A 19,570-nucleotide genomic window follows, 5' to 3' on the forward strand; every position below is an offset into this window, starting at 1 on the left:
GGGACTTCTGGGGAGTATGAGTCGATGAAGTCGCGCGAAACGCTGATCCGTCTGAAGAAATTTCAGGTGGATGAGAAACGCCGCCGGGTGACGCAGATCGAGGGCATGATCGCTGACTTCCAGCGCATGTCGGCCGAGCTCGAGCGGGAGATCCAGACCGAGCAGGAGCGGGCCGGCATCAACGACCCGACCCATTTTGCCTATCCGACCTACGCCAAGGCCGCGATCCAGCGCCGGGAAAACCTGACGCGCTCGGCCGACGAGCTGCGCACCCAGCTTGAGGACGCCAAGGCCGCGTTGTCCGAGGCGTTCGAGGAAATGAAAAAGGTCGAGCTGCTCGACGAGCGTGACCAGGCCCGCGAGAAGGCCGAGGAGAGCGCCCGCGAGCAGGCCGACATGGACTCTATCGGCCTGATGCGCGCCCGGCTCGGCGTCATCGCCTGAGCCTGTCGCCGTCACGGCTGTCGCTTTCGAAAACCCGGGCCGCGAGGTCCGGGTTTTTCGTCGCGCCCGCCCCGGTGGAGAGTTGCCCAGGACTTGTGCTACGGGAGGACGTAGGCTCGAACGAGGGAGTGGGGCGATTTTCGGGGACGCTGAATGCTGACGCCGGCAGAGCTGGTCTGGTTGCTTGCCGCTGTTGCCAAAGGGGACGAGGCCGCCTTCGAGCGCCTCTACGCGGCGACGCGCGCGAAACTCTATGGCGTCGTGCTCCGTATCTTGCACCGACAGGACCTCGCCGAGGAGGTCGTCCAGGAGACCTATGTGAAGGTCTGGAACAACGCCGCACAGTTCAACCCGGCGGTGTCTTCCCCGATCACCTGGATGGCCGCCATCGCCCGCAACCGCGCCATCGACCTGGTGCGAAAGCGCGGTGAGCTGTCTTTGGAGGATGAGCCCTCCGCGCTGGAGGTTGCGGCCGAGACGCCGGATCCGCTGGCGCGCCGCGAGATGTCGGAGGAGCTCAAGCGTCTTTTGGAATGCGTCGGCCAGCTCGAGCCCGACCGCCAGAAGCTCGTGCTGCTCGCCTACTATAACGGCTGGAGCCGCGAGCAATTGGCGACCAAGTTCGAGGCGCCGGTGAACACGGTGAAGACCTGGCTGAGGCGGAGCATGATGGACATCCGCCAATGCCTCGGTCTCGGATGAGGTGCTGTTCGGACCGGCGAGAGACCTTGTAGGACGTGACCTGGACCTGTGATGGCGTATAGCGAAGACCATATCGCGCTGGCGGCGGAATATGCGCTCGGGACGCTCGATGCCGCCGAACGGGCGCAGGTTGAGACCATGATGGCCGTCGACATGGAATTTACGACGCTGGTCCAGGCGTGGGAATTTCGTCTCGGTCCGCTCAACCAGATGGTCGGGCTGGTCGAGCCGCGCCCCGAGCTGTGGGAGCGCATCAAGGCCGAGATCGCGCGGTTGCGCGCGAACGCGGAGAGCGCGCCGGCTGGACAGGTGACGATCGTCGAGGCTCCGGTCGTTGCCGCTCAGCCCGAGCCCGCGCCTCCCGAGGTCCCGCCTGTCGAAGCGGAAGCTGCGCCGATCCATGCGTCTCCCGTCAGCGAACCAGAGCCTGAGGTCGCGGCGCCGGTCATCACGCCGACACGCAGCACGTTCGCGGCTGGCGAGATCGCGAACGACGACACCAATGTCGTTCAGCTTTCGTCCAAGGTCCGGCAGTTGCGCGCGGTTGCCAACGTCATGACCGCGCTCGCGGCCGTGCTGCTCGCGCTGGTCGGCGTCCAGGTTTACCGCCCCGACCTCCTGCCGCGGCCATTGCAGCCGAAGCCGCGGATCCAGACTGTCGAGGTCAAGGTGCCGGTCGCGCAACCCTCCGCCCAGTTCGTTGCCCTCCTGCAGAAGGACGCGGCGTCGCCGGCGTTCATCCTGACCGTCGATGCCGCCAGCAAGAGCTACACTGTGCGCCGGGTCGGCGCCGCGCCGGAGCCGGGTAAGAGCTTCGAGTTGTGGCTCGTGTCCGACAAGCTGCAGAAGCCGCGCTCGCTCGGCGTGATCGGCGGCAGCGACTTCACCAGCCGTCCCGTTCTCTCGTCCTACGACGCCGACACCGTGAGTCGTGCGACCTACGCCGTCACGGTCGAGCCTGAGGGCGGGTCGCCGACCGGGCAGGCGACCGGGCCGATCGTTTTTACCGGCAAGCTGATCGAGACGGTGCCGTCGGCGCGGTGATTTAAGGCCCAAAAGAGAAAACGCCCGTGGGGAGCGGGCGTTTTCAGTAGTCGACTTGGGGTTGGGTCTACTACATATCCACGCGGCCAGTTGGGGGGCTGTGAGAACCGCGTGAATTCCGGGAATTCCTGTCAGCGAACCACCGACATCTCCGAGCTCGTCACCACGACCGGCTTGCCGGCCTTGAGGACCTTTGCCGTCTGCGCGTAGTTCGGCTCCGCATTCAGTCGGGCGGAGATGCCGAGGCCGGCCACTGCGATGCCAGCCACGAGCGCAACCACCACGATCTTGAGGTGGGTCGTACGATCCGCGCTGTAAATCGAGTGGTTCATGGAAGCCTCCTGCCGTCTTCCGTCCTTCGCTGATTCGTGTGAGCCGGGGGCTTTCCGGTTCATCGTCTCGCGTGAACTAACGTAGGAAACCTCAATTCTGTTTCGTAGGCCACATCACAAGTGTGTGATAAGGCGTGATGCCTCGCGATCGAAAGTCGATAAAATATGAATTTATATAGTTATATCAATAACTTGATTTGTTGTTCGGTATGCGGATGAAATTTCAGCCACCTAACGCAAAATTAAGAATTCGTTTGCCTGTGGCGGCAAAGCAAGGGGTGGTCCGCCGGTAAAAACGGCAAAAGCCGACGCCTCGCGCCGGCCCCGCCGATCAAACGCGCCCGGAATTCTGCGGTTCCGCAACGCCAGCCGTCACACGCTCCCCACCGTCTTCAGCCGCGCGCGCGGATGGATCTCGGCCTGCGACAGCACCGTGGTCTGGGCGCGGAAGCGCTCGACCAGCGAGCGGACGAACGGCCGGATCGCCGCCGACGTCACCAGCACCGGCGATTCGCCCTCGCGCGCGGCGCGCTCGAACGCATCGCGCGTCGCGGTCATGAACTCCGACAGCTTCGACGGCTGCATCGCGAGGCTGCGCTCCTCGCCTTGGCCGATCAGCGATTCCGCAAACGCCTGCTCCCACCTGGCCGACAGCGCGATCAGCGGCAGGTAGCCCATCGGCGAGGTGTTCTGGGCGCAGATCTGGCGGGCGAGGCGGGCGCGCACGTGCTCGACGATCGTTGCCGGGTTGCGCGAGAACGCGAGCGCGTCGGCGATGCCTTCGAGGATGGTCGAGAGGTCGCGGATCGAGATGCGCTCCGATAACAGCAGTTGCAGCACGCGCTGGATGCCGGAAATCGTGATCTGCGTCGGCACGATGTCCTTGACCAGCTCGCTCTGCTCCTTCGGCAGCTCCTTCAGGAGCTTCTGCACCTCGCCGTAGGACAGCAGGTCGCTCATATTGGCCTTGAGCAGCTCGGTCAGGTGCGTCGACAGCACGGTCGCCGCGTCGACGACCGTGTAGCCCTTGAGCGTCGCCTCTTCCTTCAGACCGGCGTCGACCCAGGTGGCGGGCAGGCCGAAGGTCGGCTCCGTCGTGTGGATGCCGGGCACCGCGACCTGGTTGCCGCCGGGGTCCATGACCATGAACTGGCTCGGCCAGATCTTGCCGGAGCCGGCGTCGACCTCCTTGATCTTGATGATGTAGGTGTTGGCCTCGAGCTGGACGTTGTCGAGGATGCGCACCGACGGCATCACGAAACCCATCTCGATCGCCAGCGACCGGCGCAGCGCCTTGATCTGGTCGGTCAGGCGGTCGGTGCCGTCGGGCGCGTTCACGAGCGGCAGCAGCGCATAGCCGAGCTCGATCTTGAGGTCGTCGATCTTGAGCGCGGCCGAGATCGGCTCCTCTGCGGCCGCGGCGGTGGCAGCCGCCGCCGGCGCTGCAGCCGCGGCGACCTCCTCGGCCTTCGCGACCTCCTTCTGCTTGCGCGCCTTGAGGGCGAGCGCGGCGGCGCCGCCGCCGAGCGCCAGGAACGGAAGGGTCGGGATGCCCGGCAGCAGCGCCAGCACCAGCATCACGGCGGCCGACATGCCGAGCGCCTGCGGATAGCCCGAGAACTGCTTGATCAGCGCCTTGTCGGCGGCGCCGCTGACGCCGGCCTTGGAGACCAGGAGGCCCGCGGCGGTCGAGACGATCAGCGCCGGCACCTGGGTCACGAGGCCGTCGCCGACGGTCAGCGTGGTGTAGGTGCGGGCGGCCTCGGCAAAGCCGAGACCCTGCTGGGCGACGCCGATGATGATGCCGCCGATGATGTTGATGAAGACGACGAGCAGGCCGGCGACCGCGTCGCCGCGGACGAATTTGGAGGCACCGTCCATGGCGCCGAAGAAGCCGCTTTCGTCCTCCAGCTCCTTGCGCCTGATCTTGGCGACCTTCTCGTCGATCAGGCCGGCGGAGAGGTCGGCGTCGATCGCCATCTGCTTGCCGGGCATGGAGTCCAGATGGAAGCGCGCCGCGACCTCGGCGATGCGGCCCGAACCCTTGGTGATGACGACGAAGTTCACCGTCACCAGGATCGCGAACACGATGATGCCGATGACGAAATTGCCGCTCATCACGAAGTTGCCGAACGCCTCGATGACGTGGCCGGCCGCATCGGTGCCCTCGTGGCCACGCGACAGGATCAGGCGGGTCGAGGCCAGGTTCAGCGACAGCCGGAGCATCGTCGAGATCAGCAGGATGGTCGGAAAGGACGAGAATTCCAGCGGCGCCTGGATGAATAAGGCGGTCATTAGGATCAGGATCGACAGGGTGATCGAGATCGCCAGGAACAGATCGAGCACCAGCGAGGGCAGCGGCAGGATCAGCACCACCAGGATGGTGAGGATGCCGAGCGCCAGCGCGATGTCGCCGCGCAGGACTGCTGTCTTGAGGTCAGCGAATGAGAACCCGCCGGCCGGAGATCCGACCCCCTGACCCGCCGTGACGTCGACCATGGCTTTCGCCCCTTCCCGCGGGCCGCGTGTGCCGGCCCCAAACGACTGCGCGACGGCCGCAGGGCCGCCGTTCCGAAACTGAGGTACCGCGCCGGCGTCCACGGAAGGTCTCCTCCGTCAACTGCACCCAACCACGACACGCACATTCCACCCGGCAATTTTTGCCCGGTGGTTGGTTAGCGTTCGGTTAATGGCGGTTAACAAAGGGTTGCGGGGGCAGGAGAGCGGGCGCACTTGGCGAGCCAGGCGCTGGTCTGCATCGGTCGGTCTCCTGCATCGGCTTGGTTGGCGTGCGCCCACGGTCTCGCGGCGCCGCGCGCCCGAGTTGTGCGTCAGGTCCGCCCTCGATCGGATGGAGGGCGCAGGGAAGGCCGGGCGCTGGCCGCGCCCGTGGCCCGCCTGCAGCAAAAAAAGCAGGCGGCAGTCACCACAGGTCTGGCCGAATCACCCGGCCTTCCCTGCGCGACGGTTGGAACGGCTTATACGTGGTCTCCCTGGTGCGCCGGGCTTGTTGGCCACCATCACAGGCGCAATGCGTGAGCACCGCCACCCGCTTGATACCAGCGTCGGGGTATCAGGACCGCACGATTTCGCCGTGCGCAACGAACCGTTCGTCCGCGCGGCACGAAGCCACGCTGCGATTCCCTGCGCCCATCGCATCCCACCTCCCACGTCTCGTGACGGTCGCGACACGCCCCTCCGGCGGAAGCAGGATGGGAGATCATATACATGATTTCGGAAAAAATGAAACAAGAATATTTCGTCAAATCAAAATTCAGGTTTTCTGCTGACCCGGGGCTCGGCGCTTGCGCGTCGTCCGGCTGCGCGCATGGCGCCGAGCAATGTGTCGATATCGTGCGTGTCGCGCGGCGCGCGGCATCAAGTTTTTCTGATCGCTGCGATCAGCGTTTGCGATTGGCGGCGAGGGATGCTGCTCTTTAGAAGGCTTCTAAATTGAATGCAGGAGAACCGAAAATGCGTCGACAGAAGCTCCCCCATGGTCTGCGGCTGACAGCGACGGCTGCTGGCCTGGCCGGGCTTGCATCGCTCATCGCGGTCGCTGCGCCCAGGGCGGAGACGCCGACACCGACCCCGGCGCCAGCCTACCTGCCGACCGTCAGCGACCTGATGATCGCGACCATCCAGCCGCGCCATCTCAGGCTCTGGATCGCCGGCCATAGCGGCAACTGGGCGTTCAGCGCCTATGAGCTCGGCAATCTCAAGGGCGCGTTCAACCGCGTCAGCCGGGCGCAGCCACTGGTCGAGGGCAATTCGTTTGCCGACATGACGACGGCCGTGACGCAGCAGCCGTTCGACGAACTGGCGCAGGCCATCAAGCAGAAGGACATCGGCCGCTTCGAGCGCTCCTATGCCGACCTCACCGCCGCCTGCAACTCCTGCCACCAGGCGCTCAATCGCGCCGCCGTGGTCATCAAGGTGCCGCAGACCGCCAGCGTTGCCGACCAGGACTTCACGGCCGGCGCGGAGTGACAGCGGGCGGACGGTGAAGCAGGACCGGTCACGCGCCGTCCGGCGCTGCTGCCGGCCGGGGCCACGCGTGCGGATCAGCGAGGCGTGATCGACCCCTCGGTTTGTTGCGTGGGTTGATTCCAACCCGGAGAGACTTCCGGCCGCTCTTTGTTGGCAGGTGCCAACTCCGGGGGATGCGCTTTCCGGCATCGCAGATCGGCGAAGTGCTCACATCCTCTCGCCTATAGCTTCACAACGATCTTGCCGAAGTGCGAGCCGGACCGGAGAAGGCCGAACGCTTCGGGAGCGTCGTCAAAGTCGTAGACCCGATCGACGATCGGGTGGATCGCGTGTTCGGCCAGGAATCGATTCATGGCCGTGAAATGTTCGACCGAACCCACGGTGACGCCGATGATGTCGGCATTCTCCCACTGCAGGCGGGCGAGGTCGGGCTTGGGGCCGAACCCCGTCAAGACACCGATCTGGACGATCTTGCCACCCGAAGCGACCGACCGCAGCGATCGGTCGTAGGTGCCGGGGCCGCCGAGCTCGAGGACATGCGTGGCGCCTTCGCCATCCGTCGCTTTCATCACGGCGACATCCCAATCGGGCGTGTCGCGGTAGTTGATCAGGATCGAGGCGCCGAGCGCCTGGGCGCGGGCGAGCTTCTCATCCGAGGACGAGATGACGATCGCGCGCGCGCCCAGCGCGGCCGCGAACTGAAGGCCGAACAGCGCGACGCCGCCGGTTCCCTGGACCAGCAGCGTGTCGGCCTTGCCCATTCCGCCACGGGTGATGAGGCCGTGCCAGGCCGTCACGCCGGCACAGGGCAGGGTCGCGGCTTCGATCGACGTGAGGTGCGCCGGCACGGGGACCAGCGCCGTCGCCGGCAGCACCACGTACTCCGCCAGCATGCCATCCATCGTGCTGCCGCCGAGGGCTGACGGAACATAGCTCGCCTTGAACGGCCCGGAAATCCAATCGCGAAAGAACGATGCGGCCACACGGTCGCCCGGGCGCCATTGAACGACATCGGAGCCTACGGCATCAACGATGCCTGCGCCGTCGGAGAGCGGGACTCGGCGGTCGAAACCGCCTTCACCCGCTCGGTCGAGGATCAGGAGGTCGCGATAGTTGAGACTTGCCGCCTCGACCTGAATGCGGACCTCGCCAGGGGCGGGTTCGGGTTTGATGACGTCGGTGCGCACCAGGCGACCCGCGCCCGCATGGCCATTCAAATGATAGGCTTTCATCGTCGCTCCTTCACAAGGGACTCCACTTGGATGAGCACGATCTGTAAGGTCTGACAGCGCTGTCAGGGTCAAGAGGTTTTCAGTGAAGATCGGCGAACTTTCCCGGAGGACGGGAGTCAGCATCCGGATGCTGCGTTACTACGAGGACGAAGGCTTGCTTGCGCCGCACCGAACCTCGTCCGGTTACCGCGACTACGGGCCGGCGGACGAGGAAGCCGTGCGCCGGATCAAACTGCTCGGCTCAGCCGGCATGACGCTCGAGACGATCAAGCAGTTGCTCCCCTGCGTGCGCAACAACCGTCCAGATTTCAGGCCTTGCGACAATTTGCGAAGAATACTGGCGCAGCAGGTCGGCCTCATCGATCAACGCATCGAGGCACTCAGCCAGAGCCGGACGATTCTCGCAGGCTTCATCTCGAGCGTGAACTGATCGCCGGATATCGAATGTCGACCGTGGGCGACGGATCGATCGAAGACGTCGACATTCACTCGCCTGCCCAGGGGGACCCCGCATGAAGCTCTATTCGTTCTGGCAGTCGCTGGCGAGCTTTCGCGTGCGCATCGCGCTCAACCTCAAGGGCATCGCCTATCAGCAGGTCGCGGTCGATGTCGACCGGCAGCAGCATCGCGACGAGGCCTATGCCGCGCTCAACCCGCAGATGGCGCTGCCGGCGCTGGTGCTCGACGACGGCACCGTGCTGACGCAGTCGCTGGCGATCCTCGAATATCTCGACGAAGCCTGTCCGGGCGCTGCGCTGCTGCCTGCCGATGCCAAGGGGCGCGCGCGGGTGAGGGCGCTGGCGGCGATGATCGCCTGCGATGCGCATCCGCTGACGACGCCGCGGGTGCAGCGCTATCTCACCGAGGTGCTGCACGTGGACGACGCGGCGCGCGCGGCCTGGCTCAGGCACTGGGCGGCGGAGATGCTGGTCGCGATCGAGGCCCAGCTTGCCGGCCATGTCGCGACCGGCCGGTTCTGCCATGGCGATGCGCCGACGATGGCCGACATCTGCCTCGCCGGCCACGCCGTCTTCGCGCGCAATAAAGGCCTCGACCTCGCCGCGACGCCGACGGTGCAGCGCGTCGTCGAGGCCGCGATGGCGCTGCCGGCGTTCGCGTCCGCCCATCCGCTGGCGCAACCCGACACGCCGGCGGCGCTGCGCCGCAAGCCGGCGGTGTCGTAGTCGACGCCACGACCCTCGGCGCTATCGCGCCGGCTGGCCGCCGTCCCGCTTCATCCAGTCGCGGAACTGCTCGAACAGGACCCTGGTCTCGTCCTCGCTCATCCGCCGGCCGCCGGTCGGCGCCCGCGTGCTCATCCACTCGTCGAACTGCTGCTTGACGGCGGCGCCGTCGGCCTGCGGCGGGCGCGTGCTGGCCAGCAGCTCCTCCGCGGCGCGGAAGCGGGTCCAGCCGGGCAGCGAGGAGGCGAGGTTGATCTCGTTCCATTTCGGATGGAACGGCGGCTGCTTGAACTGGTCGAACCGCTTGAACAGATAGTCGACGAAGCGCGCGACGCGGCGGTAGCGCTCGGTCTCCGGCGGCCAGTTGTAGACCGCCAGCACCTGCGGCACGCCGATCGTCTCGACGCTCTCGCCGGGCTTGAGCAGATTGGGGTAGTCCTGCGAGGTCAGCTTGGTCGGCACGTAGTAGTCCTGCAGGCTGCGCGCGAACGGAATCGGCAGGAAGTGGAAGCCCGGCTCCGGCTTGAACTTGGCGAACAGATCGGTCGGCTTGCCGGTGACGTGGACGACGCCGGCGATCTCGCCACTGCGCATCTTCTCCAGCGCCACCGAATTGTTGATGAACACCTTTTCCGCGCCGATCTTGAGCCGGTCGAACACGATGCCGCCGGTGAGGTTGGCGGCGCTGCCCACGGTGTTGAAGGAGACCTTCTTGCCGGCGAGATCCTCCAGCGTCCTGATCTCCGGGCGGACGTAGACATGCATCTCGTTGATGTAGAACGAGCAGATGTAGCGGATCCGGTTCTTGATGTTGGCGAGCGTGCCGTTGCGGACGAACTCGTCGAGCACGTCCGCCGAGGTGATGGTGACGTCGACGCCGCGCAGATACAGCAGGTCCTCGATGTTGCCGAGCGCGCCGTAGGTCACCATCGGCAGCACGCGCAGGTTCGGGCGGTCGTCGAGCACCTTGGCCATCTCGGCGGCAAACCGGATGTTGGTGCCTTCGAGCAGGCCGCCGGCGACGCCGACCGTCCATTCGTTGGACTCCTGCAGCTTGCCGCCTTCGCCGGCCGCAGCGGCCGTTGCCGCCGCCGGCCTTCCGGTCCGCGCCGTCTGTGCCATGGCCGGGAGCAACGGTGCCGCCAAACTCAATCCCGCCGCAACGACGCAACTCAACAACGCGACCCGCATGCCCCAAATTCCTCCGTTGCCGGCCACACGGCGATCGCGAGGCACGGTCGATTTTCGCGCATTATCTCCTTGGTTGATGAATCAGGTCTACTACTCGCCGGTTGGGCGCAACCGGGGCTGCTGCGAGGCGCATCCTCGCCACCAAAAAGCCATAGGCTTGATTGCGCCTTGGTCTGGACGGAGAAACGCCGTGGTATCAGTCCGAGAGCCGCGCGCGAGATCGCACGCGGCCAAAATGGCACAGCGGAGATCGATGCAGCTTGCGGTTGCAGGGGGCGGTCGAAGCCGGACGTTCGTGCGATCGGGCGTCGAGGGCTGCTGCGAGATCGAGGCCTTGGCACGGCGCGATCAGGCGCCGGCCTTGCTTCCCTTGGCGCAATAGTCCCGCCAGAACTGCCGATAGCCGGCTTCGACGCAGCGCGTGTAGTTGGCGACGTCGCCAGCCGCCGAGCGCGCGACCAGGTCGGGTAGTTCGGGCCGCAGCTTCGCCAGCAGCTCGGGCCGCGCGGCAAAGCTCTTGGCGATCCGGATGTAGCCGTCATCATCGCCTGCGACCCAGTCGGCGAGGCCGGCCGCGGTCAGGATGCCGCCGGCGGCGCGCGAGGCCGCGCCGGCGCCGAGCTTGGCGACGACCGGCACGCCCATGTAGAGCGATTCGAACGTCGAGATGCCGCCGTTCTGCGGGAACGGGTCGAGCGAGATGTCGATGCGCTCGTAGGACTTGAGATGCTCGACGCGCTCGCTGGCGCCGAGGCAGAGGATGCGCGCCTCGGGCACGCCGTGTGCGACGAAGCGGGCGAGCAGCCCGTCGCGCACCGCGGGATCGTTCAGCGCGAGATGCTTGACGACGAGCTTCGCGTCGGGGATATCGGCGAGCAGCCGTGCCCACAGCGCGATCGCCGCGTCGGAGATCTTGTCGATGCGGTTGTAGACGCCGAAGGTGACGTAGCCGTTCGTCAGCATCGGCAGCGGCGACGGCGGAACGTCGAGCACCGGATCGATCGTGATCACCGACGGCAGGTCGTGGACGTGCTCGGCGAACAGCGGCCGGACGCTCTCGGGCACCGTGACCGGATCGGCGAAGAAGTAGTCCATCGTGGCAAGGCCCGTGCCGGTGCCGCTGCCCCAGGCCGTAACCTGGATCGGCGCCGGCTTGCGCGCGAACACCGGCATGCGCGTGCCCGTGGTGTAGCCGGAGAGATCGACCAGGATGTCGACGCCGTCGGCCTGGATGCGGTCGGCGAGCTCGTCGTCGGACAGGCTCGAGGCCTCGACCCAGACGTCGGCGATCGACTGGAACGTCGCGGTGTAGGAATCGTGCCGCGGCGAGGTCGAGTAGCAGTTGACCTGGACCTGCGTCTTGTCGTGGCCGCGCAGCACGGGCAGGAAGGCGAAGGCCGCCGAATGCATGCGGAAGTCGGCCGAGACGTAGCCGACGACGATGCGCCGGTCGGGATCGAGCGAACGCGGCGCAAGCTTGCGGCGCGGGAATCTGGAGCCGACCGCCATCCACCAATATTGCCGCGCCGCCTGCTGGACCGCGAAGTCGGCGCCGGGCAGGAAGTCGAGATAGAAGATCTTCTTGGTGATCGCCTCGTCATAGTCCGGCTGCACCGCGAGCGCCTGGTCGAACTGGGCGATGGCGCCTGCGACGTCGCCGAGCCGGCCGCGGCAGGCGCCGAGCAGGGTGAGCGCGACCTGCGCCTTCGGATTGGTGTCGAGCACGCGCTTGCAGGCGGCCATCGCCTGCGCGACGTTGCCGTTGAGGATGCAGATCTGCGCCTTGCCCTGCCATCCCAGTTGCAGATTGGGATCGAGCGTCACGGCGGCGTCGAAATCGGCTTCGGCTTCCGCCGTGCGTCCGGAGATCATGTAGAGCCGGCCGCGATGTGCCCGCAGCTCGGCGTGGGCCGGGCGTGCCGCCAGCGCCGCATTGAAGGTCGCTTCCGCCAGCTCGAAATGGTGCAGCTCGAGATGGGCGAGGCCCTTGTTGACCGTGGCCTCGAAATGGTTCGGGCTGAAGGCCAGCGCGCGCTCGGCGCTGGCGGCAGCGGCGTCCCAGCGCCGCAGCATCAGCTCGGCGACGCTGCGATTGCACCAGGCATCGACGTCGTCCGGCTTGAGCTCGAGGGCGCGGGTCGCGGCCGCGAGCGAGGCCTCGCCCTGTCCGAGCCGCAGCAGCGCGATTGCGAGGTTGCGCAAGGTGATCGGCGCATTCGGGCGCAGCGCCAGCGATCGCTCCAGCGCGGCGCGCGCCTCCGCGTAGCGCTCGCAATTGATCAGCGCCCAGCCGAGATTGGACTGCGCGTCGGCGGAATTCGGCTCCATCGCGACGGCCTGCGTCAGGAAGGCGGTGGCCTCGGCGAAGCGCGCCGATGACACCAGCGACACGCCGAGCAGATGCATGGCATCGAAGCAGCCGGGGACCTCCTGCAGCAGCTTCGCGCACAGCGCCTGCGCCTCCGCCTGGCGTCCGGCCTGGAAGGCCTTGTACGCCGTCGTCAGCTGCGTCTCGACGAGCTTCTTCTGCTTCTTTTCCTGCCGCGCCTTCTGGAAGGCGCGCGAACCGACGGTGCTCAAGGACTTGGGTCTCCGGACAGACAGGACGGCATGGCGTCGGACGCCGCAGCGGCGCGCTGCGGCCGGCAACCGGGCCGCCGCCATGCCCGGCGGCAGCAAAGCCCAGGATGTCCTGTGGTCGTCCGGTCGCCGGCCACGCGCAGCGCGACGCGGCGAAGCTTGCCCGCGCCATGGTTAGCAAATGGTTAACGGGAGGACGGAGGGAACTTGTCGCGCCCGCGAATGCCCAGGAAGCGACGGGGCAGTTCGCGCAGGGCGGATCAGCGCCGCGTGATCCGCCAGCTGCGGATGTCACGCCGACGATAGGGCGCCTCCTTGGCTCGGCACAGCCTTCCGGCACAACATTGCAGCGCTCACTCCGCGCAGCCGTCGACCAGCACCAACCGGCTCGACGTGGCGCGGTGCCGGATCGCGAACAGATCCTGGATCTCGGGATCACCAAGGAAGTCGGTGGCGTTCTGGCGCGACGGGAACTCCAGGATCACGATGCGCTCTGGCGTCCAGCCGCCTTCGACCGGCGTGGGCACTGCGCCCTGGACGATGTAGCGGCCGCCATGCCTCGCGATGAAGGCGGGGATCCGTTCGATGTAGACCTTGAACGCTGCGAGGTCGTGAACGGCGAGATCGAGGACGAGATAGGCTTTCATGGCATGCTCCGCGCAGGGAGCCGCGATCATACGATCCGAACTTGGAAAGCAAACCCATCCGGCCACCGGTTCGTGGCCTGATCCATCCACACGTCATTCCGGGCTCGCGCTGTCCGGCGACGTCGTCGCCGCGCGCGCCCCGGAACAGCGGTGAAGAACGGGACGGCTCGAAACGCTGCCGCCTACTTGCCCCTCTCGATCTTGGTCACCGTGTAGCCGGAGGCGTCCTCGACCGCCTCGAACTTCACCTTGTCGCCGGCCTTGAGGCCTTTCAGCAGCGCAGCGTCCTTGACGCGGTAGACCATGGTCATGGCCTCGTCCATGCCAAGACTCTTGGCCGGGCCGTGGTGGAGGGTGATCTTGGCGTTGGCCTCATCGACCTTCTTGACGTCGCCGCTGATCGCCTCGGCGGCGAGGGCAGGGGTCGCGAGAGCGAGAACCAATGCGGCGGCGGTCGTGAGCTGAGAGAACGTCTTCATGATGTGTTTCCTTCTACTGGTGAACTCATGGCGAGGCGTAGGGCGAATGACGCGGCGATGATCCGCCCTACGCGTTGTCAAGACGGCTTCATCCGTCACTTCACGGCAACGTGGCCGGTCATGCCGAACTCGCGATGATCTGGGATCAGGCAGGAATATTCGAACGTGCCGGGCTTGGTGAACCGCCACAGCAGCTCGGCGGTCTTGTTCGGCGCGAGCCGGGCGCCGTTGGGCTCGTCGTGCTCCATATGCGGGTGCTTCTTCATGACCGCGGCGTGCTTCAGGTTCTCGGCCTTGGTGGCGAGCAGGAACTCGTGATCCTCCTTGCCGGTGTTGCGCAGCACGAAGCGGATCTGCTCGCCGCGCTTCACCTCGATGCGCGCCGGCGTGAACTCCATCTCGCTCAGCAGCACCTCGATGGTGCGTGACGGCTGTTTGGGATCACCCGGCTCACCGGCGGAATAGCCGCGCGATCCGTGCTGCTCATGGCCACGGGCCGGTGCTACGATCAGAGCGGCCGCCGCCATTGCGCTGATCGCGAATGCAGTCTTCATGGATATCTCCTGATGGTGGTCGTCGGTTGATGCGGTGTTTGGTGAATTCAGCGCTGGGTGCGGACCTGCGTCGGTGCGCCGTCGCTTCGCCGCACCGGCTCCGGCGCGCTTGCGACCTCGTAGGCCACGGTGCCCTTGGGGAACTGATACGGGCCGGGATCGCGGTAGTCGTCGCGGGCGAGGCCCTCGCGCACCTTCACGGTCGTGAACATGCCGCCCATCTCGATCGGCCCGAACTGGCCGCTGCCGGTCATCATCGGCAGCGTGTTGTCGGGGGCCGGCATCTCCATGTTGCCCATCGCCATGCCGGTGTTGCCCATCACCATGCCGTCGGGCGCGAGCTTGCCGACGGCGGCGGCCAGCTCCTTGCGCGGCACGCCGATCAGGTTGCGCATGTCGTGGCCCATCGCATTCATCGTGTGATGCGACTTGTGGCAATGGAACGCCCAGTCGCCGGGGTTGTCGGCGGTGAAGTCGAGCACGCGCACCGCGCCGACCGGCACGTCGGTCGTGGTCTCCGGGAATTGCGCCGTTTCGGGAAGCCAGCCGCCGTCGGTGCCGATCACCTTGAACTTGTGGCCGTGGAGGTGGATCGGATGGTTGGTCATGGTGAGATTGCCGATGCGGATGCGGACGCGATCGCCGAGCCGCACCGGCAAGGAATCGATGCCGGGAAACACCCGCGCATTCCAGGTCCACATGTTGAAGTCGGTCATCTCGTTGACCTTCGGCAGATAGCTGCCGGGCTCGATGCGGTAGGTCGACATCACGAATACGAAGTCGCGGTCGACCGGCGGCGGCAGGTTGTCGCGCGGATGCACGACGATCATGCCCATCATGCCCATCGCCATCTGCACCATCTCGTCGGCGTGCGGGTGATACATGAAGGTGCCGGCATGCTTCATCTCGAACTCGTAGACGAAGGTCTTGCCGGGCTTGATGTGCGGCTGCGTCAGTCCGCCGACGCCGTCCATGCCGCAGGGCAGGATCACGCCGTGCCAGTGCACGGTGGTGTATTCCGGCAATTTGTTGGTGACGAAGATCCTGAGCTTGTCGCCCTCGACCGCCTCGATGGTCGGGCCCGGCGATTGGCCGTTGTAGCCCCACAGATGCGTGGTCATGCCGGGCGCGAACTCGCGCGTGACCGGCTCGGCGACGAGATGGAATTCCTTCCAGTCGCCGTTCATGCGGAACGGCAGCGACCAGCCGTTGAGCGTGACCACCGGCTGATAGTCGGGGCCGGCGCTGGGATGCAGCGGCGGCTGCATCACGGCCTTGTCCATGGTCGGCGCCTCCGGAATGGAAGCAGCCTGGACGCGGCCGGAGACGGCGGAGGCGCCGGCCAGCGCCGCGGAGCCGAGCAGGGTTCGGCGGGACAACATGTTGGCTCTCCTCTCAGTCGTTGCTTGGCGCGAGCGCGCTCGCGGTCTGCTGTGCGCTGTCTTCGCCGCTCGCGACTCCGCCATTGACGGCGGCCGACAGCTCGGCCTCGGCGAGGAAGAAGTCTCTGACGGCGTCGATCGCGGCGCGGCGCGAGGCCAGGCGCTGCCGCGCCTCGAGCAGCAGCGCGAAGATGTCGACCTGCATGCTGGAATAGCGCAGCTGCATCTCCTCGCTGATGATCCGGCGCAGCGGCAGCACCTCGCGGGCGTAATGGCCGGCGATGTCGAAGGCCGCGCGGTAGCTGCGATAGGCGTCGCGCGCCTCGGAGCGGACGGTGACGGCGCGCTCGGTCAGGCGGTTGAAGGCGATGTTGTAGGTCTCGGCCGCCTGCCGCACGCGGACCTCGCCGCCGTCGAAGATCGGGATCTGGAACTGCACGTCGTAGCCGCGTTCACGGATGATGCGGCCGTCGGGCTCGACGGTCTTGCGGTCGAGGCCGGCGAGATCGAGCAGGGTGACGAAGCGCGTGGCCTCGCTGAGCTGCAGCGCGGTGGCGAGCGCCGTGAGCTCGAGGCGGGCGACCTGCAGATCGATGCGATGGCCGACGGCATCGGCCTCGACGAAGGGCTGGCTCAGCGGGCGGCGCGGCAGCGCCGGCAACCGATCGGGCAGGCGGAAATTCAGATCGTCGCCCCACAGGCCCATCAGACGGATCAGCCGCTCGCGGGCGCTTCCTGCGGCACGGCGGGCGGTGGCGAGCTCGGCCGTGGTCTCGGCATAGAACACCTGCTCGCGCGCCTGATCGAGCCGGTTGAGCGCGCCGGTCTCGCCGAGCTTCGAGGCGAGCTTCGCGGTCGCCTCCGCGGCCGATTGCGCCTCGACGAGCAGGGCCACCAGCTCGTTGGCGGCGACGGCGCGCACATGCGCGCGGCGGACCTCGGCGGCGAGCCGCAGTGTCGCCAGCGCGGCCTTCAATTGGGCCTGGCGAAACCGCTCGCGCGCGATCTCCGAGCGCAGCGGCAAGGTGGCGAGCGCCAGGATGTCGCCGGCGACCTGACGCTCGGCCTCCAGCGCGCCGTCGCCGCTGATGCGCATCAGGGAGAAGGTCGGGTTCGGCGGCAGGCTGGCCTCGACCATGTCCGCCTCGCTGAGCGCGAGCGCGTTGTAGGTCGCCTGCAGGCCCTTGTTGTTGAACAGCGCGACCTGCACGGCGGCATCAGCCGACAAGGGCCGGGCGAGCAGGCGGCGCGTCGCAGCGCGGACGCGTTCGGCGTCGTCATTGCCTCTCACCGAGGCGACCTCCTTGCCGGTGGTGTGGCCGGCGATGTCCGCGACGGCGCTCATGCCGCCGTCCGGCGAGAACGAGGCGCAGCCTGCGAGCGCAAGTGCTGCGGCGAGCGCCGCGAGCCTGATGGTCCCCTGCATGTGGCGCTCCTTAGCGGCTCGGCTCAGGGCGCGGTGCGCCGGGGTCGGTGCGCTGGCCCCAGGCGGCCGGCGCGGCCGGGCGCAGTGGCGTGTAGGGTCCGACGACGCCCGACATGCGCACGGGCGCAGCGTTCGCCGCCGGATCGGCCGGATCAGCCCCGGCTAACGCGACCGTGCGCGGCTGGCAGGCGGCGAGGCTCGTCGCGGCAAGCAGCGTCAATGCGCCGGCGACGACGGAGAATGGCAGGCTGCGCCGCGCCGGACATGCGGCAGCGGGCGTCGCCCTGGATTGCGACAACATGAGGTATCCTTGGTCTGATGAAACGCGAGCGGCCGCGCGTCATTTGCGCGCGAAGCCGGGGTCGTTCGCTCAGGCCAGGACGATGGGGGGACGGTACAGGCGCGGCGGCGTGCGGCTGGGCAGGCCTTCGTCGCGCGCAACGACGCCGATGGCAGCGAGGCGGGCGGGGAGGGCGACTGCCGGCAGCGTGGCGGCCAGGCCCACGGCGCACATCATGGCGCAGCACGGGCCTGGCATCTTGCCATGATCGTGGTGCGACGGCGAGGAAGCTGGAGCGTGCATTCCGGCGTCGGCGACAGGATGAGCATGATGATGGGCGTGCGCCGCAATTGTCTGCGGCATCGCAGTCATGACCATCTCGTGGCGAGCCGCGTCGTGAGGCGAGACCACAGCGCCAACGACGGTCTCGTCGAGACAGGGCGCCACCCCCGCGCCGAGCGCGAGCGCCACGCCGGGGCTGACCACGCAGACGAGGTAAGCAAGGACGAGCAGCCGTCCTGCCACCATCAGCATCTTTCGTGTCAGTCCCAACGACATGCGCGGCCAATCACTCCAATCCGGCGCGCAACCTAATGATAAAGCGTTGCGCCGCCAAGAGGGCCGAACCGTGATCGTGCAGATCCCTCCTGTTGCGCTGCTTCTGCATGCCCATTGCCGCAGCAATGTGGCTTGACCTGATGCGGTGCGGCAACGAAGTTGCTGAAATCGTGCACGGACCCAATACAAGATTCGAGCAAGCGCCTCATTTCATTCCGGACTCGCGCCAGGCCTGGGCGCGGCTGGCGCTTGCGCTCGTCATCGGTTCCATCGGCGGCGCGGGGATGTGGACCGTCGTCGTCGTTCTGCCGGTCGTGCAGGCCGAGTTCGCTGCCAGCCGCGGCGCGGTCTCGCTGGCCTACACGCTGACGATGTTCGGCTTCGGCCTCGGCGGCGTCATCGTCGGCCGGATCACCGACCGCTTCGGCATCGTCACCGCAATGGCGCTCAGCATCGCGACGACGGCCGCGGCCTATCTGCTCGCCGGCGCCTCGGTGACGCTGTGGCAGTTTCAGGCGGTGTATTTCCTCGTCGGACTCGGCTCGTCCGTCACCTTCGCGCCGCTGATGGCGGAGGCGTCGCACTGGTTCGTGCGCTATCGCGGCCTCGCCGTCACCATCGTCGCCTCGGGCAACTACGTCGCCGGCACGGTGTGGCCGCCGCTGGTGAATTGGGGCGTGCAGCAGATCGGCTGGCGCGCCAGCCATGTCGCGCTCGGTGTGTTCTGCGCGGTGACGATGAGCGCGCTGCTCCTGGTGTTGCGCGCCCGCATGGATGGCGCCGGCGCGCAGAATCATGCCAGCGCGGCGCCGCCGCAACTGGAGCTGCCGATCTCCACCAATGCGCTGACGGTGCTGCTCAGCGTCGCCGCGATCGCCTGCTGCGTGGCGATGGCGATGCCGCAGGTGCACATCGTCGCCTATTGCGGCGATCTCGGCTACGGCGTCGCCATCGGCGCGCAGATGCTGTCCTTGATGATGGCGCTCGGCATCGTCAGCCGGATCGGCTCCGGCTTTCTCGCCGATCGCATCGGCGGCGTCAGGACCTTGCTGATCGGCTCGCTGGCGCAGGGTTTTGCGCTGCTGTTCTATCTGTTCTTCGACGGCCTGACGTCGCTCTATCTGATCTCGGGCATGTTCGGCCTGTTCCAGGGCGGCATCGTACCGAGCTATGCGATCATCGTGCGTGAGGCGATGCCGGCGCGCGAGGCCGCCACCCGGGTCGGCATCATCATCTTCGCCTCGGTGTTCGGCATGTCGTTCGGCGGCTGGGTCTCGGGCGTCATCTTCGACGCCACGGGGTCCTATTCGGCGGCCTTCGCCAACGGCGTCGCGTGGAATGGTCTGAACCTGGCCATCGTCGTGACGCTGCTGATCCTGGCACGACGGCAACACCGGCTGGCAGCCTGAAACAAGAGGCGTTGCACGAGAGCCACAGCCGGAGCCCAATATCCGGCTTATATGCACGTCGTCATACAAAATCCCGGCGGCCGCCGCAAATCGATCGAATCACGTCACGCAACTATGGAACTCGATCGGAGCCGAT

At 66.9% G+C, this 19,570-nt stretch carries 20 protein-coding genes; 8 read left to right on the forward strand and 12 right to left on the reverse strand.

The window, feature by feature from the left end; genetic code table 11:
• The first annotated feature begins 24 nt into the window (after window positions 1–24).
• From fliJ to ACQR0U_RS30815, 3 genes are all read left to right on the forward strand, one after another.
• Window positions 25–444, forward strand: coding sequence for a flagellar export protein FliJ (gene fliJ, locus ACQR0U_RS30805; RefSeq protein ID WP_315714036.1), 420 nt, complete (start codon window positions 25–27; stop codon window positions 442–444).
• Window positions 445–597: 153 nt separating this feature from the next.
• Window positions 598–1,146, forward strand: coding sequence for a sigma-70 family RNA polymerase sigma factor (locus tag ACQR0U_RS30810; protein WP_315714037.1), 549 nt, complete (start codon window positions 598–600; stop codon window positions 1,144–1,146).
• Window positions 1,147–1,197: 51 nt separating this feature from the next.
• Window positions 1,198–2,190 (forward strand): anti-sigma factor, encoded by a 993-nt coding sequence (locus tag ACQR0U_RS30815; RefSeq protein WP_434842721.1) that lies wholly within the window; start codon window positions 1,198–1,200, stop codon window positions 2,188–2,190.
• Between the two features lie 131 nt (window positions 2,191–2,321).
• Here the strand turns inward: ACQR0U_RS30815 and ACQR0U_RS30820 are convergent, their stop codons facing one another.
• Together ACQR0U_RS30820 and flhA are read right to left on the reverse strand one after the other, a co-directional pair.
• A complete protein-coding gene (locus tag ACQR0U_RS30820) occupies window positions 2,322–2,522 on the reverse strand; it encodes a hypothetical protein (protein ID WP_315714039.1) in 201 nt (66 codons plus the stop codon).
• Between the two features lie 372 nt (window positions 2,523–2,894).
• Complete coding sequence (gene flhA / locus ACQR0U_RS30825) at window positions 2,895–5,021, reverse strand: flagellar biosynthesis protein FlhA (protein WP_315714040.1); 2,127 nt, start codon at window positions 5,019–5,021, stop codon at window positions 2,895–2,897.
• A gap of 729 nt (window positions 5,022–5,750) precedes the next feature.
• Between flhA and ACQR0U_RS30830 the strand changes: the two genes are divergently transcribed.
• The gene (locus ACQR0U_RS30830; protein WP_434842722.1) at window positions 5,751–5,963 is read left to right on the forward strand and encodes a hypothetical protein; all 213 of its coding nucleotides are present in this window, start codon (window positions 5,751–5,753) and stop codon (window positions 5,961–5,963) included.
• Window positions 5,964–5,996: 33 nt separating this feature from the next.
• Window positions 5,997–6,512 carry a cytochrome family protein gene (locus tag ACQR0U_RS30835; RefSeq protein WP_315752692.1) on the forward strand — a complete coding sequence of 172 codons (516 nt, stop codon included), beginning with the start codon at window positions 5,997–5,999 and terminating at the stop codon, window positions 6,510–6,512.
• 221 nt (window positions 6,513–6,733) lie between these two features.
• Here ACQR0U_RS30835 and ACQR0U_RS30840 read toward each other — a convergent pair whose 3' ends face one another.
• Window positions 6,734–7,744: a zinc-dependent alcohol dehydrogenase family protein gene (locus tag ACQR0U_RS30840; protein WP_434872376.1), complete on the reverse strand. Its 1,011-nt coding sequence runs from the start codon at window positions 7,742–7,744 to the stop codon at window positions 6,734–6,736.
• 82 nt (window positions 7,745–7,826) lie between these two features.
• Between ACQR0U_RS30840 and ACQR0U_RS30845 the strand changes: the two genes are divergently transcribed.
• Together ACQR0U_RS30845 and maiA are read left to right on the forward strand one after the other, a co-directional pair.
• Window positions 7,827–8,174, forward strand: coding sequence for a MerR family transcriptional regulator (locus ACQR0U_RS30845; RefSeq protein ID WP_315714045.1), 348 nt, complete (start codon window positions 7,827–7,829; stop codon window positions 8,172–8,174).
• A gap of 82 nt (window positions 8,175–8,256) precedes the next feature.
• The gene (gene maiA / locus ACQR0U_RS30850) at window positions 8,257–8,928 is read left to right on the forward strand and encodes a maleylacetoacetate isomerase (RefSeq protein WP_315714046.1); all 672 of its coding nucleotides are present in this window, start codon (window positions 8,257–8,259) and stop codon (window positions 8,926–8,928) included.
• A gap of 21 nt (window positions 8,929–8,949) precedes the next feature.
• Here maiA and ACQR0U_RS30855 read toward each other — a convergent pair whose 3' ends face one another.
• From ACQR0U_RS30855 to ACQR0U_RS30895, 9 genes are all read right to left on the reverse strand, one after another.
• Window positions 8,950–10,119 carry a TAXI family TRAP transporter solute-binding subunit gene (locus ACQR0U_RS30855; protein WP_315752696.1) on the reverse strand — a complete coding sequence of 390 codons (1,170 nt, stop codon included), beginning with the start codon at window positions 10,117–10,119 and terminating at the stop codon, window positions 8,950–8,952.
• Between the two features lie 348 nt (window positions 10,120–10,467).
• The gene (locus tag ACQR0U_RS30860; protein ID WP_434872372.1) at window positions 10,468–12,699 is read right to left on the reverse strand and encodes a tetratricopeptide repeat protein; all 2,232 of its coding nucleotides are present in this window, start codon (window positions 12,697–12,699) and stop codon (window positions 10,468–10,470) included.
• A 353-nt stretch (window positions 12,700–13,052) separates the two neighbouring features.
• On the reverse strand, window positions 13,053–13,346 hold the full coding sequence (locus ACQR0U_RS30865; RefSeq protein ID WP_434872373.1) for a DUF1330 domain-containing protein: 294 nt from the start codon (window positions 13,344–13,346) through the stop codon (window positions 13,053–13,055).
• Between the two features lie 182 nt (window positions 13,347–13,528).
• Window positions 13,529–13,825 (reverse strand): copper-binding protein, encoded by a 297-nt coding sequence (locus tag ACQR0U_RS30870; RefSeq protein ID WP_315752699.1) that lies wholly within the window; start codon window positions 13,823–13,825, stop codon window positions 13,529–13,531.
• Between the two features lie 95 nt (window positions 13,826–13,920).
• Window positions 13,921–14,379, reverse strand: a complete 459-nt coding sequence (locus ACQR0U_RS30875) for a cupredoxin domain-containing protein (RefSeq protein ID WP_315752700.1) — start codon at window positions 14,377–14,379, stop codon at window positions 13,921–13,923.
• A gap of 47 nt (window positions 14,380–14,426) precedes the next feature.
• Entirely contained in the window at window positions 14,427–15,761 is a 1,335-nt protein-coding gene (locus ACQR0U_RS30880) for a multicopper oxidase family protein (protein ID WP_316191569.1), read from the reverse strand.
• A 13-nt stretch (window positions 15,762–15,774) separates the two neighbouring features.
• Window positions 15,775–17,187: a TolC family protein gene (locus ACQR0U_RS30885; RefSeq protein WP_434842724.1), complete on the reverse strand. Its 1,413-nt coding sequence runs from the start codon at window positions 17,185–17,187 to the stop codon at window positions 15,775–15,777.
• 10 nt (window positions 17,188–17,197) lie between these two features.
• Window positions 17,198–17,488 (reverse strand): hypothetical protein, encoded by a 291-nt coding sequence (locus ACQR0U_RS30890; RefSeq protein WP_315714054.1) that lies wholly within the window; start codon window positions 17,486–17,488, stop codon window positions 17,198–17,200.
• A gap of 69 nt (window positions 17,489–17,557) precedes the next feature.
• Window positions 17,558–18,025 (reverse strand): hypothetical protein, encoded by a 468-nt coding sequence (locus tag ACQR0U_RS30895; RefSeq protein WP_315752703.1) that lies wholly within the window; start codon window positions 18,023–18,025, stop codon window positions 17,558–17,560.
• A gap of 140 nt (window positions 18,026–18,165) precedes the next feature.
• Here ACQR0U_RS30895 and ACQR0U_RS30900 point away from each other — a divergent pair, with 140 nt between their 5' ends.
• Window positions 18,166–19,434 carry an MFS transporter gene (locus tag ACQR0U_RS30900; RefSeq protein WP_434872377.1) on the forward strand — a complete coding sequence of 423 codons (1,269 nt, stop codon included), beginning with the start codon at window positions 18,166–18,168 and terminating at the stop codon, window positions 19,432–19,434.
• Window positions 19,435–19,570 lie beyond the last annotated feature (136 nt).

The sequence above is a fragment of the Bradyrhizobium sp. HKCCYLRH3097 genome, assembly GCF_051167875.1.
Taxonomy (GTDB): Bacteria; Pseudomonadota; Alphaproteobacteria; order Rhizobiales; family Xanthobacteraceae; genus Bradyrhizobium.